Origin of the sequence: Citromicrobium bathyomarinum, assembly GCF_021021475.1 — a bacterium.
In the GTDB taxonomy this organism is placed as follows: Bacteria; Pseudomonadota; Alphaproteobacteria; order Sphingomonadales; family Sphingomonadaceae; genus Alteriqipengyuania; species Alteriqipengyuania bathyomarina.
Genome location: NZ_JAINWL010000003.1, coordinates 478024 through 491926, shown reverse-complemented (window position 1 = coordinate 491926; position 13903 = coordinate 478024). Strand labels below are relative to the sequence as shown.

General features: G+C 65.7%; 13 protein-coding genes and 1 tRNA gene. 1 reads left to right on the top strand and 13 read right to left on the bottom strand.

The genetic code is table 11. The features are described from left to right. Positions 1-39: 39 nt before the first annotated feature. Positions 40-116: transfer RNA gene (locus K7H93_RS14115), tRNA-Arg, on the bottom strand. A 75-nt stretch (positions 117-191) separates the two neighbouring features. Here K7H93_RS14115 and K7H93_RS14110 point away from each other — a divergent pair. Beyond that, a complete protein-coding gene (locus K7H93_RS14110; RefSeq protein ID WP_230784144.1) occupies positions 192-929 on the top strand; it encodes a queuosine precursor transporter in 738 nt (245 codons plus the stop codon). On the opposite strand, the gene K7H93_RS14105 is transcribed toward K7H93_RS14110, so the two are convergent. The 12 genes from K7H93_RS14105 to K7H93_RS14050 all read right to left on the bottom strand — a co-directional run bounded on the left by K7H93_RS14105 (position 926) and on the right by K7H93_RS14050 (position 13874). Further along, positions 926-2482 (bottom strand): Ppx/GppA family phosphatase, encoded by a 1557-nt coding sequence (locus K7H93_RS14105; protein ID WP_230784143.1) that lies wholly within the window; start codon positions 2480-2482, stop codon positions 926-928. The two genes, K7H93_RS14110 and K7H93_RS14105, sit on opposite strands and share 4 nt — an antisense overlap. Continuing rightward, entirely contained in the window at positions 2482-4632 is a 2151-nt protein-coding gene (locus tag K7H93_RS14100; RefSeq protein WP_230784142.1) for an RNA degradosome polyphosphate kinase, read from the bottom strand. Before K7H93_RS14100 ends, K7H93_RS14105 begins: the two co-directional genes overlap by 1 nt. A 132-nt stretch (positions 4633-4764) precedes the next feature. Further along, positions 4765-5805 (bottom strand): P-type DNA transfer ATPase VirB11, encoded by a 1041-nt coding sequence (gene virB11, locus K7H93_RS14095; protein ID WP_230784141.1) that lies wholly within the window; start codon positions 5803-5805, stop codon positions 4765-4767. A gap of 21 nt (positions 5806-5826) precedes the next feature. Beyond that, positions 5827-6963 carry a TrbI/VirB10 family protein gene (locus K7H93_RS14090; RefSeq protein WP_230784159.1) on the bottom strand — a complete coding sequence of 379 codons (1137 nt, stop codon included), beginning with the start codon at positions 6961-6963 and terminating at the stop codon, positions 5827-5829. A 37-nt stretch (positions 6964-7000) separates the two neighbouring features. Beyond that, positions 7001-7780 carry a TrbG/VirB9 family P-type conjugative transfer protein gene (locus K7H93_RS14085; protein WP_230784140.1) on the bottom strand — a complete coding sequence of 260 codons (780 nt, stop codon included), beginning with the start codon at positions 7778-7780 and terminating at the stop codon, positions 7001-7003. Next, the gene (locus K7H93_RS14080) at positions 7777-8979 is read right to left on the bottom strand and encodes a TrbL/VirB6 family protein (protein ID WP_230784139.1); all 1203 of its coding nucleotides are present in this window, start codon (positions 8977-8979) and stop codon (positions 7777-7779) included. Before K7H93_RS14080 ends, K7H93_RS14085 begins: the two co-directional genes overlap by 4 nt. Then, positions 8976-11414 (bottom strand): VirB4 family type IV secretion/conjugal transfer ATPase, encoded by a 2439-nt coding sequence (locus K7H93_RS14075; protein ID WP_230784138.1) that lies wholly within the window; start codon positions 11412-11414, stop codon positions 8976-8978. The genes K7H93_RS14080 and K7H93_RS14075 overlap by 4 nt, the downstream gene beginning before the upstream one ends. A gap of 23 nt (positions 11415-11437) precedes the next feature. Further along, positions 11438-11722 carry a VirB3 family type IV secretion system protein gene (locus K7H93_RS14070; RefSeq protein WP_010238208.1) on the bottom strand — a complete coding sequence of 95 codons (285 nt, stop codon included), beginning with the start codon at positions 11720-11722 and terminating at the stop codon, positions 11438-11440. 21 nt (positions 11723-11743) lie between these two features. Further along, positions 11744-12052, bottom strand: coding sequence for a TrbC/VirB2 family protein (locus K7H93_RS14065; RefSeq protein ID WP_010238211.1), 309 nt, complete (start codon positions 12050-12052; stop codon positions 11744-11746). 4 nt (positions 12053-12056) lie between these two features. Further along, complete coding sequence (locus K7H93_RS14060) at positions 12057-12695, bottom strand: lytic transglycosylase domain-containing protein (RefSeq protein WP_230784137.1); 639 nt, start codon at positions 12693-12695, stop codon at positions 12057-12059. A gap of 209 nt (positions 12696-12904) precedes the next feature. Next, positions 12905-13228, bottom strand: coding sequence for a hypothetical protein (locus K7H93_RS14055; RefSeq protein WP_054524434.1), 324 nt, complete (start codon positions 13226-13228; stop codon positions 12905-12907). A 187-nt stretch (positions 13229-13415) separates the two neighbouring features. Further along, positions 13416-13874, bottom strand: a complete 459-nt coding sequence (locus tag K7H93_RS14050) for a MaoC family dehydratase (RefSeq protein WP_230784136.1) — start codon at positions 13872-13874, stop codon at positions 13416-13418. Positions 13875-13903: the final 29 nt, after the last annotated feature.

The window sequence follows — 13903 nt, the reverse complement described above, 5'->3', positions numbered from 1 at the left end:
TCGCGCTTTTGCACCAAATGGATGGCGGAGAGGAAAAACTGGCGCGCCCTGCAGGATTCGAACCTGCGGCCTCAGGATTAGAAGTCCCGTGCTCTATCCAACTGAGCTAAGGGCGCGTGTGCGATGCGCATAGCCATCTTTGCGGCGGTGCAAAACCGGCTTATGCGGGGATAGGCTCCGGGGGGGTAAGAATGTCGGACGAACCAGCGAAACCCGGCGACGTAATCGCGCCTGCACGCTTCAAGCATTACGACCGGGTGATGGCGGCTTTCGTCACCATCCTGCTGCTGTCCAACCTGATCGGCGCGTCCAAGCCCAGCTACGTGATCCTGCCCGGCGGCATGGAATGGAGCTTCGGCGCCGGGGTGCTGTTCTTCCCGGTCAGCTACATCATCGGCGACGTGCTGACCGAGGTTTATGGCTATGCCCGCGCGCGCCGCGTGATCTGGACCGGGTTTGCCGCACTGCTGTTCATGGCCTTCATGGCATGGGCGGTCGTCTCGCTGCCCGCCGCCGATGGATGGGACGGGCAGGAGGCTTACGAAAAGGTCTTCGGCAACACCTGGCGCATCGTCGCCGCCTCCATGATCGCGTTCTGGGCGGGTGAATTCGCCAATTCGTATGTTCTTGCCAAGATGAAGGTCTGGACGAAGGGCAAGGCGCTGTGGACGCGGACAATAGGCTCTACGGTGGTGGGCCAGGGGCTCGACAGCCTGATCTTCTATCCGCTCGCGTTCTATGGCCTCGCGGGATGGCCGCCCGAGCTGCTGTGGCAGGTCGTCATCTCGCAATGGCTGATCAAGACCGCATGGGAAGCGATCCTGACCCCCTTCACCTATCTCGCGGTCAATTGGCTGAAGCGCGAGGAGGGTGTCGAAATCTTCGATACCGACACCGATTTCTCGCCCTTCGCGACCGGTGACCGCTAGCGCTTGATCTGCTGTTCCAGCAGCACAGCCGCTTCGCCCTTTTCGGGCAGCTTCTTCTCACCCTTCACCCGCATCTTCGGCTCGAGCCCGAGATGGGCGGCCAGTTGCGCAAGGTCGCGCTCGGTCGGCGGACCGTAGAGCGCGGCGTGGCTCTTCGCGAGGGTCAGCACCAGCGCGTCGTCCTCGCGCGTCAGCCGCGTGGCGTCGAGCGAGCGTGCCGAGCCTGCCCCCAGCCGCCGGGCAAGCCGCAGCCCCAGCCCCCAGGTAATCGCCTCGTCCAGCGCATCTTTCGAGGCCAGCCTTGGAAGCATCTCGGGAAGCTCCAGCTGATTGGAATTGGCGCAGATCGCGGCGGCCAGCATCGCGCGCCCTTCTGGCGAGATCGACAGCCAGCGCTTATGCAGCGCCCAGTCGACCCCTTGCGTGACCCGCAGGTTGGGCTCGGTCTGCATCGCCGCCATGCCAAGCATGATCGCCGCCAGCCGCAACCGTTCCGCGCCTGTGCGCAGCGAACTGACCGTGTCCACGGTCCACCCGGCCACGCGGGTTGCCTGCAGGGCCGAGGCCCCCCGGCTTTCGGCGAAATCGACCACGCCTGCCAGCAGCGGGTCTTGCGACAGCTGGTAGGGATCAATCCGACCCATCATCAGCCCTTCGCGCAAGCCCCACGCTGAAATCACCACCCGCTGGGGTTCGTAATGCTTCAGCAGCACCTGCAGCAGCTGCCCGGCGTCGGGCAGGCTCTCCACGCGGGAAGAGGCAATCCGCGGGTTCGCCCTGATCGTCTCGATATCCGTCTTGGCGAGCGTTTTTACCAGATCGCCGGCGTCCTCCCGGCTCATCATGAAACCATGCGGATCGGTCAGCGGGAAATCGGAGCGGTCGCGAGCGAACGCGGCGAGCGCGCGCCAGGTGCCGCCGACCAGATACAGATCGCCCTCGCCGGCCATCTCGGGGGCCTTCTTGCCGATCATCTTGCGCAGCTTGTCGCGCAGCTTGCTGCGGTCGCCGCCGCCCAGATTGGGCAGCCGCAGGGTGCCCGCAGGCAGGCTGCATCCCTCGCCCACCGTGCCGTCTTCCACCGGCACCAGTTCGAGGCTGCCGCCGCCGATATCGGCAACGATCCCGCGCGCGACCGGAAATGCGCCGAGCACGCCCTGCGCACTGTAGGTCGCCTCGTCCAGGCCACTCAGCAGCCGCGGTTCGAGGCCGAGCGACTTGACCTGCGCGAGGAATTCCTTGCCGTTCTTCGCGTCGCGCACCGCCGCAGTCGCCACGGTATCGACCCGCTTGACCTCCAGGTCGGCCAGCAGCAGCGCGAAACGCTCCAGCCCCGCGAGAGCCAGCTCAATGGATTCATCGGCGAGCATCCCGTTCGCGTCCAGATCGCGGCCCAGCCGGGCGGTAACCTTCTCGTTGAACAGGATGCTCGGCGCGCGAGGCGGGCCGCCATAGATTACCAAACGGACCGTGTTGGACCCGATATCGATGATCGCGCCGAGCGGTTCGGAGCCGGAAATGGTCGACCGGCCGCGCTTGTCCTTGCGTGCCATCAGACAGCTCCTCGTCGCAGTGCCAGCGTCGGCACACCGCCCGCCTCCAGCGCGCCGCCACGCCCGGAAAGTGAGGGATTGGTCATGAAATAGCGGTGACAATTGAACGGCTTCTCGCCCGGATCGGCGCGCTCGTATGTCCCGTCGGGCTGGAGGAACCAGCTGCGCTCGTTATCCAGCAGATTGGCCAGCAACACCTGTTGCAGCACCTGATCGTGCACCGTGCTGTTCTCGATCGGGACCAGTTGTTCCACCCGCCGATCGAGGTTGCGTTCCATCATGTCCGCACTCGAAATATACACCTTGGTCTCCGCACCCGGAATCGCTGCGCCATTGGCGAACGCATATATCCGGCTGTGTTCAAGAAAACGCCCGATAATCGATTTTACTCGGATATTCTCCGATAGGCCGGGCACGCCAGGGCGCAGATTGCAGATTCCGCGCACCACCAGCTGGATCTCCACGCCCGCCTCGCTCGCGGCATAAAGCCGCTCGATCATGTCATGATCGGTCAGCTGGTTCATCTTGAGCCAGATCCCGCTCGGCCCGCCCTGCCGCGCGGCCTCCACTTCGGCATCAATCCGCTCGTAGAGCGTTTCGCGCAGGTCGATCGGGCTGATCGCGAGCAGTTCGGTTCCGCGCGGTTCGACATAGCCGGTCACGAAATTGAACAGCTTGGCCGCGTCGCGCCCCAGTCGCGGATCGGCGGTGAAATAGCTGAGATCGGTGTAAAACTTGGCCGTGACGGGGTGATAATTGCCGGTCCCGAAATGGCAGTAGGTGCGAAAGCCCTCTTCCTCGCGGCGAACCACCATCGCGACCTTTGCGTGGGTCTTCCAGTCGACGAAGCCGTAGATAACCTGCACGCCCGCGCGTTCGAGCTTGTTCGCCCAGTAGAGGTTCTGTTCCTCGTCGAAACGCGCCTTCAGCTCGACCACGGCGGTCACCGACTTGCCGTTCTCCGCCGCCTCCACCAACGCCTCGATTACCTCGGACTGGTTGCCCGCGCGGTAGAGCGACTGCTTGATCGCGACCACGTTGCGGTCGTTCGCCGCCTGCCGCACGAAATCGACCACCACATCGAAGCTTTCGTAGGGGTGGTGGATGATGATGTCCTTCTCGCGGATCGCGGCGAAGCAATCGCCGTCATGCTCGCGAATCCGCTCCGGGTAGCGGGGGGAATAGGCATCGAACTTCAGATCGGGCCGGTCTTCCTTCACGATGTCCGACAGGCCGGAAATGCCCAGCATGCCGTCGATCTTCACGAAAGTCGCGCCCGGCGTTGCCAGCCGGTCGCGCAGCAGTGCCTCGGCTGTGGGATCGAACTCGGTCTCCAGTTCCAGCTGGATAACCTGCCCGCGCCGCCGCCGCTGGATCGCGCTGCGGAAGGTGCGGACCAGATCCTCCGCCTCTTCCTCGATCTCGATATCGCTGTCGCGCAGCACGCGGAACACGCCGCTGCCGCACATCTCGAAACCGGGGAACAAGTGCTCGGCAAAGCGGGTGATGAGGTTCTCGATTCCGATATAGATCGCCTCTTCACCGGGCACGCGCAGGAAGCGTGGCAGGGCCGAGGGAATCAGCACCATCTCGACCAGCTCTTCCTCCTGGTTCGCCTTGATCTCCTCGCGGCGCACGGTGAACAGCACGCCCAGCCCTTCGTTGGCGATGAAGGGAAAGGGATGCGCCGGGTCGAGCGCCTGCGGCGTGATCACCGGCATGATCTCGTCGAGGAAATGCCGCCGCAGCCATTCATGCGCCTCGCGGTCGATGCGGCGATCGTCGGCCATGTGAATGCCCGCTTCTGCGAGCATTTCGCGAAGGTCGCGCAGCGTTCTCTGCTGGCGTTCGTTCAGCGCGGCGAGCCGCGCGCGAATTTCGGAAAGCTGCTGCGCCGGGGTCAGTCCGTCGACCGAAGGCTTGTCGATCCCGCGCTGGACCTGCCCGACCAGCCCAGCCACGCGGATCATCATGAATTCGTCGAGATTGCTGCCCGAGATGGACAGGAAGCGCAGCCGTTCGAGCAGCGGATAATCGGGGTTGCGCGCTTCGGAGAGAACCCGGTCGTTAAATGCCAGCCAGCTCAGTTCGCGATTAAAGAAACGCGCACTGATATCGCGGTCGGGGCTGGCGCTTAGCGGGGTGTCCATCGGGCTTCGGCACTCGCTTCGATTGTGGCGGCTCACCGCGCCCGCGCGGCGGGGTGAGGCGCATGGGGGATTCGGGCGCGCATCTATCGGCTGGCGGCGCGACTGACCAGCCTGCGCGGCGGCTTCGTTCGCCTACCAGTCGTCCGATTTCAACAGATCGGCGCTGCGCGCGATCTGGGCAATGCCGCGCTTGCCGTCCGCGCCGCGGCCCAGCTGGACCATCACGTCGATGACGCTGGCGGCATAGGCTATTATGTCCCTGCGCGACAGGCCGATGCCGGTCTGCATGACCATCAGGGATAGCTGTTCCAGCGCGCCATGCAGCGAATTGGCGTGCACGGTCGAGAAGCTGCCCGGATGGCCGGTGTTAATCGCCCGCAGGAAGCTGACGCTTTCCTCGCCGCGCAGTTCGCCCAGCACGATCCGGTCGGGCCGCAGGCGCAGCGCGGCCTGGAGCAGCTCGTTGGCAGTAACCTTGGCCTCGCCCAGTTCGCCCTTCACCGCGACCAGCCCGACGCCGTTTTCGCCCGGCAGCTTCAGCTCGGGCGTATCCTCGACCAGCACAACGCGCTGGTCCTTCGGAATTTCGCCGAGCATCGCGTTGAGGAAAGTGGTCTTGCCGGTGCTGGTCCCGCCCGAGATCAGGATCGTCTGTCGCTGCAGGATCGCCTCTCGCAGAAACGCGATCGGCTCTGCCTGCGGGTCAGGCATCGCGGCCTTTTCCTGCTGCTTGAGCGGGCCGGTGTCGTAGGCATCGAGCGGCAGGTCCAGACGCCGGTGGCGCCGGATCGCCATCACCCAGTGCTTGCGAGAGGCGGGCGGTCCGCAGAACTGGACGCGCGCGCCATCGGGCAGGGTCGCGCCGAGCAGCGGATGCTCGCGGTTGATCCCCTGATGACTGACCCGCGCGACCTGTTCGGCCAGCCGCTGGACCAGCATGTCGGTAATCGCGTCGGTCTCGATCCGCTGCATCCCGCCCGGGATCGCGGCATCCTCGATCCACACCTCGCCGGGACGGTTGACGATGATCTCGGTCACCGTGTCCCGGTCGAGCCACTGGCGGAACGGCGCGAGATAGGCGTCGAGGTAGACGCTCCCTCCCCCCGTCGCGCCCGGCACCTGCCGGTCGGCAGCGCCGCTCGCAGGGGTCAGAGGCTGGATATCGGCACTCATGATCGATCGTTCGCCCAGCGCTCAGACGCCGGAGAAATCGAGGTCGCGCGCGGTGAACACGCGGATCGGCTCGCCCTGGCGCACCCGCACCACGGGGCCAAGTTGGCTGTCCTGCGAGACGGCAGCGGCGGCCGCCGCCTGCCCGCCGCCACCGACGATGACCGAGGCACCGCCCGATCCGATCGCCGAAAGGCCTCCGACCACGGAAAGGAGCATCGCGGACCCGAAGCGCTGGAAGAAGCGGCTGTCGACATCGCCCGGCAGGCCGGTGGTGCCATCGAAGCCGATCCCCGGCGATTGCAGGTTCACGCTCGCCCCATCGGGGCGGATCAGGCGGGTCCAGATCACGTAGGCGCGCTTCTGCCCCGCCTGCAGGCCGGACTGGTACTGGCCGACGAGGCGGCTGGAGCGCGGGATCAGCACATTCTTGCCGTCGAAGCTCTTCACATCCTGGCTCACCACCGCGCGCACATAGCCGGGCACGTCGGTATCGATCGCGGTTTCGAGGATCGCGGGGATCAACGTGCCCTGCGTCACCGTGGTACCCGGATTGGCCATCGCCTGCGCGCGCGCGGTGCTGCCGCCCACGCCGCCCACGCGGCTGGCGAAGTCGCCCGCTGCAGTGCCGGTCGCGCCGTTGCTGCCGGGGGCGGCAGCGGCTTCGGGCAGAGCGCCGGTGGGCACGCTGGCGACCGCCCTGCCCGACGCGTCGAACACGATCGTGGGGCTGTTGTTGGGATTGGACGCGGTGCCCGGCGCAAGGTTGGGATTGTTCGAGAGGATCGGTGCGGGCGCAGGGTCCGCGCGCACGACCTGCTGCTGTGGCGCGACGCCGGTCGTGACCGGGGCCGGGTCCACCGCGATCGCGGCGGGGGCTGCGCCGGCATCGGCGGCCACATCGCCGGCAGGAGTAGCGTCCGCATCGTCCAGCCGCGCGCTGTTCATGCTCCACAGCGTGACCAGACCGAGAGCGGCTACGATCGCGATCCCTGCGACCATGCCCATCGTGTCCGAACTCTTCTTGTTCGCCACGCTGGGCAGCACGCTGCGGCTGGCGAGGTCGATCACCTCCGCGCTCTGGTTCTCGCGCGGGTCGGTATCGTGAGCCCCGTTGGCGAAATCGCCATCGGTGGGGTGCTTCTTGGGCGGCATCTTCATTGCGAGGCGCATAGTTCGCTTCCCTTCCTCGGCGGCCCTAGCGGCCACCCCCGACCGGCCCGCTCGCAGCGGTTGCCCGGACCGGACCATTGTTCACCAATACAGCCTTTTCGCGGCCCGAGCGCAGGATCATCTGCCTCGGCACGCCATCGACGATCACCGTGTCTCCGCGCACGGTGGAGTTTACCGGGCCTTCATCGCCCTCGTAATTCTCAATCAAAATCGCGGGCACGGGCCGCTCCTGCTCCCACCTGAGGTAGGTTGATCGGCCATCGTCGTAGATCTCGTCGGGATACAGCTCGCGCTGACCCTCGGGCTCCCACTTGAAGTTGAGCAGCGCGGGGTCGACCACCGCCAGCGGATCGTTCGCCGCCGCCAGCTCGACCGGATTGGCCTCCTGCGCAGGCCCCGCCGCCAGCTGTGCGTCGGCGTCTTCTTCCGGCGGTTCAGGATAGGTGAAACGCAGCACATACAGCGGCTTGGCGCGCGGACTTGCGACCAGATCGAACAAATAGGTGTGGCGATTGGTGACCACGGTCATGTTGGTCTGCGCGCTGGGCTCCAGCGGTTTGACGAACAGCAGGTTGGCGCGCTGGTTGGGGGTCACCTGCCAGGCGTTGGAATCGCCGATCGCGACATTCTCGATCGATTCATCCTCCCCGAACTGGATCGTCGCCTGAACCTTGGTCTTGCCCTGGATCACCACGACCTCGTCGGGATCGTACAGCCGTTCGACCAGCCGGGGGTCGTCGGCCAGAGCCGGGCTCGCGACCATTACTGCGAGGAAGGCGAGCGCTGTGTAACGCGCGGCGATCATTTCATTTTCTCCGTCTGGCGTCCTACGCCCGAAGCGCCGGATGCAGTCTTGAACCGCGTGCCCAGGCCGCTGGTGCGCGAGGCGGCCTTGCTGGCCACGCCGGCATGTCCATCCCCTGAAGAGGTGGCGTAAACCTTGGTCACGCGGGCTCCGCCAGAGCCATCCGCGCCGCCACGATTGCCAAGATCGTTTGCAGCCATGGTCGGGGTGGCGGCGACAACAGCCGTGCGGCGCGCCGCGCTCGATGGGGCAGGTTGAGAGGCGCTGGCGCTGTTGTAGACGCTGGCCGCTGGAGCTGCGGTGGCGGGCGCGCTGGCAGTCGACCGACCGCGCTCGCTATCGGAATTGGCGAGGCCGAATACGGTCCACCCACCGACCAGCGTGCCCATCACCTTCAGCACCATCACCATCAGCGCGACATGCACCGCGCCGATCATGAAGAACGCCATCGCCGCGCGCGCCGGAATATCGCCGGGTACGGCAACCAGAGAGGCCAGGATGGGCACCGACATTTCCAGCATGATCGATCCGCCGAGCACCGCGAACAGCGGGGTCAGCCCCATCATCGTCAGCCCCTTGAGCCAGCCGACGAACAGCCCGCGCGTGCCATCGAACAGCGCCATCACCAGGAAGATCGGGCCGAGCGCGACCAGCAGCGCCAGCGCGATCCGCGCGGTCACCAGCAGGCCCACGGTGCCGAGCATGAACAGCAGCGCACCCATCCACAGCATCCCTGCGGGCGAGAAGGTCTCGATATCCGTCTGCCCTTCACTCGCCTGCTGCACGGCGGCGAAGACGACGTCGATCTTGGTCGCGAAGGTCTGCGTGGCGGAGCCGCTGTCTCCGGTAAGCACGCTCGCCAGCCAGTCCGGCCCTTCGACGAAGATGTTCCAGAACACCGCCTGATAGGCGATCCAGCTGGTCACGAAGGTCAGCACCAGGCCGATCCGCAGCATCCGCGGGGTCAGCGTGCTGACACCCAGCGTGCTGCGCCCGGTCACCAGCTGGATTGCGAAGAATGCGACATACAGCGTCAGCATGATGGTCAGCACGGTGACCAGCACGCCGCCCGGCGCGAACAGCCGCCCGAAGGTGGTGCCCGTCACGTCGGCGGCGACGCAATTGACCGCCTCCAGCGCAGCGGCAACACCGCCCGCAGCCTCGGACATCGCCAGATCGCAGGCGCCGGTCGGGGTCATTCCGCAGCCTGCTTGAACGGCAGGACGACGCTGTCGTCATCCACCGTGCCATCGCTGCGCTCGCCCGGCCATGCATGGCCGGTGAGAGCGGGGAACCAGTCTGCGGGATTGTCGCCCACCGCTTCGCGCAACAGGTCGAGCCGGCGCACGCTGCTCTCACGACCCGAGAGGATCGTGAGGACTTCGGGCGCATTCGACAGGTCGAGCCGGACCACGACGCTCGCATCGGGCTGGCGCACGAGGAAGCAGCGGCTGTGCGCGGGCAGCGTGCGGATCAGCGCGAGTTCATGGCTGGTGAGGCCGAACCCGTCGCAGTAATCCTCGGGCCGGGCGCGGCTGTTGGGCATGAACACCATGGTCGCGGTCTGTTCGACCAGCGCGGTCGAGATGCGGCTTTCCAGAGCATCGCGCGCAGACTGCGTGGCGAACCCGACCAGCGCGTTGCGTTTACGCAGCGTCTTGAGCCAGTCGCGGATGCGCGCGGCGAAGACTTCGTCGTCGAGCGCCTTCCAGCCTTCGTCGATCAGGATCATGGTCGGCTCACCGTCCAACCGCTCCTCGATCCGGTGGAACAGGTACATCATCGTCGGCGTGCGCAGGCGCGGGTTTTCGAGCAGTGCGGTCATATCGAAGCCGAGCGTCTTGCGATCGAGGTCCAGCTCGTCGGTCTCGTTGTCGAACAGCCAGGCGTGTTCGCCCCCATGGATCCAGGCCGACAGACGATCCGCCAGATCGCCCGGCTCAGGACGGCGCGTGCCGCTGAGCAGCTCGCGGAAATTGCGCAACCGGCGCAGGCTCGCGTCGTTCTCGTAAGCCGCATCGACCGCATGGCTTATGGTCTGGAGTTCCTCGGGCCCTTCGGCCTTCAGCATCACACCCAGCCAGTCGCGCAGGAAGGCGCGGTTGGCGGGGGTGTCGGGCAGCGCGAGCGGATTGAACCCCGAAGGCTCGCCCGCATAAATCCGGTCGTAACGCCCGCCGATCCCGCGCACGAACAGCTCTGCGCCGCGATCCTTGTCGAACAGGATGGTGCGCGGATTGAACTTCTGCGCCTGTGCGGCGAGGAAGTTCATCACCACGGTCTTGCCCGAACCCGACGGCCCGATGACCGAGAAATTGCCGAGATCGCCATTGTGGAAGTTGAAGAAGAACGGCGTCGCGCTGGTCGTCTCCAGCAGCGTCACCGCCTCGCCCCAGTGGTTGCCCTCGGCCTGGCCGAGCGCGAAGCCGTGCAGGCTGCCGAAGCTTGCCATATTGGCGGAAGAGATCATCGCGCGGCGCACGATGTACTGCTCGTTGCCGGGGAACTGCGCCCAGAACGCGGGTTCCAGATTGGTATCCTCGCGGACCACTATGGCGCCCGTATCGGCCAGCGCGGCGGCGCAGGCGGCGGTGGCATCGTCGAGCCGGGGGAGCGTGCGCTCGCGCACCAGCACGCTCAGGTGATGATCGCCAAAGCCCACCGCTCCATTGCCCAGCGCATCGCGCGCGGCGAGCATGTCCGCACGCTCGGCCTGCGCTTCCTCGTCGACCGAGCGCAGGCGGCGGATCGCAAGGTCCATCCGCTCGCGCGCCGTGGTCCGTTCCGAAGGGGCATAGCTTTCCGAGACGACCATTTCATAGGGCAGCCGCAGCAGCCCATCGAGCAGGCCCGGGCTGGTCGCGTCCGGGTAATCCTTGAGGCTGAGCATCGCGGCGAAATCGGGCTCACCCGAGCCGCGCAGCTCCATCGCGTCGATCCCGAAGCTCGCCCGGCGATAGGGCAGCATGTGGCCGATATCGCGGTCCTCCGCCGGACGGCGGACCGGCTGCATCTCGCCATTGTAAAGCGCGGAGAGCAGCTCGAGAATTTCCGAATTGGTGTAGCCCTTGGGGCCGGTGTAATCGCCCAGCAACGCCGCCCCGTAGGGTTGCAACGAGGCGACCAGGCCGGTCGCGGCAGCGCGCAGGGATCGCAAGTCCTTGGGATCGACCTCGACCGCCTGCTTCTTGCGGTTGCTGAGCGCCTTGCCCGCCTTCTCGACCCAGCCCGCCTTGCCGCGCGCGGGGCGACGGATGAGCGTGACGAACTGGTCGTTGATGAACAGCGATCCCGAGCCGAGCCGTTCCTTCCACCGCGCATCGATATGACGGGCGAGCGGGTCTTCGAATTCCGCGTCCAGCTCAACCTCGACCCGGCGGCGGATCACGTGGTGATACATCACGAAGCGGCTGTCGAGCGTGCTGCGCAGCATCACCTCGCGCGTGGCGGCATGGGCGTTGAGCGCTTCGGTATCCTCGGTCTCGAACAGCAGGCCGGGCACCTGAATCGCGGTCAGCAGCGCGCCGTCGCGCAGCATCAGCGTGTGCTCGTCCACCAGACGCGCATAGGGCAGCCGGTCGCCGACGCGGGCTTCCTTCGCGCTCCAGGCAGCAGCTCCGATCCATTTGCTCATGCGTCGACCCTCCTAGGTCGAGTTCAGGCGGCGTAGCTGTTGCAGCCCCACCGCTTGTAATTCTTGACCCGCGGACACTTGCTGACCTTGGTGATCCACAGGTCGAAGATGCGCGGTTCGCGAAGGCAGGCGAAATAGCCGATGCCGTGCATCGCGGCGGCGACCGGCAGCGCCAGCCAGCTACCGGTGATCAGAAACACTTCGGTGGTGACGCCGATATTGATGATGAAATAGTTCAGCGTCACGCCCGCAAACATCTGCGGACGGGTCAGCGCGCGGTGGACCGGATGGCGAACGAGCTGATCCATGCGTCTGTCCCCTTCCCCGGCCTAGCCCGCCGCCGCCTGGATGCCCGCGACGATCGAGGCGGCACCGAACAGGATGAACACGCCGATGATCACGGTCGCGCCGAAGCGCCAATTCATCCGGCCGGTCAGCATCATGAAGCCGACCGCAGCCACCGCCATCACCGCGACCGCCGTGGCGACCGAGCCGAGCAGCGTGCCCTGCAGCCACGCCAGCGCGTTGACGATCGGCCCCGCGCCCTGCGGATCGTTCGCCTGGACCTGCGCGAGTGCCGCACTGGGAGAAACCAGCGCCAGAAGCGTCGCAAACCGGGAAAGCGGGTTCATCTTCATACCTTTAGTCGTTCCGTGAATGATTGGAGAGGCGACCCATGATCGCCGCCACGTAAGCCTGCGTCTCGCGGATGCGCGGCACGCCATTGGCGCGGATCACCCGTCCGGGCCCCGCGTTGTAGGCTGCCAGCGCCTTCTCGAGATTGCCGTCGAACCGGTCGAGCTGTTCGCGCAGGTAGCGCGCCCCGCCCTCCAGATTGGCGAAGGGATCGTCCGGGTTCACGCCCAGATCGCGCGCGGTGCCGGGCATCAGCTGGGCAAGGCCCCGGGCGCCCACCGGGGAGCGAGCATCGGCGCGCCAGCGGCTTTCCTGCCATACCAGCGCCTCGATCAGGCTGGGGCTCAGGTCGAAGCGCGCGGCAAGCTCTGCCACCTTGGCCTTGTAGGTATCGGGAACCGCGCGTGCGGTCAGTCGCGGATCGGATGTGACATGCGTCGGCACATCTTCCAGCACTGCTGCGCCATCGAGCGCGGCGAGCTGGGCCGGCGTCATCGACAGGTCGCCCGCGGGCATGCCTGCCTGCTGGCCCGCGATCCAGCGCGCGCCATTCTCTCCGATTTCCATTACATCGGCCCGCGCCGGAGCCGAAAGCAGGGTAAGGGAGGCGAGAATCGCCAACCGACCCGTTGTCCCGAGAATCATCGAGCCCTCCGTCCGACCGCCTTGCGCATCATACATGACAGCGCAGTGACATATAGCTGAACGGTTCCCGCCCGTAATCCCGATTTCGCAACGGCTTGTCGCCGCAAATCGCGCCCGCCCGGGTCGGGAAGGCACGAATTGCGGCGACGAAAAGCACATGCGCGGGCCATCCCGGGGACGGCCGCGCGCACGCAAGTTTTGATCGGTTGCTAGCGGGTGGCGACTTTGTCGCGCCGCTGGGCGAACTCGCCCCGGTCGAGCATCCTTAGCCCGTCACGCGCCAGATCCGCCGGATAGACGTAGCGTCCGTCGGTGGTTTCCAGCGTATAGTCGATCCGCATGCTACGGACCTTTTCGAACGCGCGGCGGGCGGCTTCGGTCTCGCCCTGCTCGGCCAGTTTCACGCCCAGATTGAGAAGCGCAGCCGGGTCTTCCTGCGATTCGATCAGCGCGATCGGCGTCGGCGCGAGCGGCTCGGCGGCGGGCGCTCCCTGAAGCATCATGGCACCCACGATCAGACTTTGGACAATCATGTTTCGCTCTCCTGTTTTCAGGAGATGTTTATGAACCTTTCGCCTCGAAACTGCAACAAAACTGAAACATTGTCATCTTTCCGTCACGCCTTCAGAGGCCAAATCGGCGGTCTTCCGACGCTTTCGCACAAGATTCGGAAAATGACGCGGTGTCACAAATAGTGCTTTCGCCAAGAAAACGCGCCGATCAACTATCCGCCGGGCGCTTCATCTGAAGCCCGCTGCGCTTGCAGCTGGCGACCAGCTCGCCGTGCTGGTTGAACGCGCGGTGTTCGAAGGTGACGATCCCGGCATTCGGGCGCGACTTGCTTTCGCGCAGGGAGACGATCTCGGTCTCGATCCGGATCGTGTCGCCGTGGAACAGCGGCTTGGGGAAGCGGACCTCGTCCCAACCGAGGTTGGCCACAGCCGTACCCAGCGTCGTGTCGTTGACCGAAATGCCCACCATCACCGATAGCGTGAAGCACGAGTTGACGATCCGCGTGCCGAACTCGGTGCCCTTCATATATTCCTCGTCGAGGTGAAGCTGCGCGGGATTGTGCGTCATGCAGGTGAACATGACATTGTCCGTTTCGGTCACCGTGCGGCGGATCGGATGGTCGATCACCTGCCCCACTTCCATATCGTCGAACCAGATCCCGGCCATGTGCATCTCTCCTTTGCTTGAATGCGTTT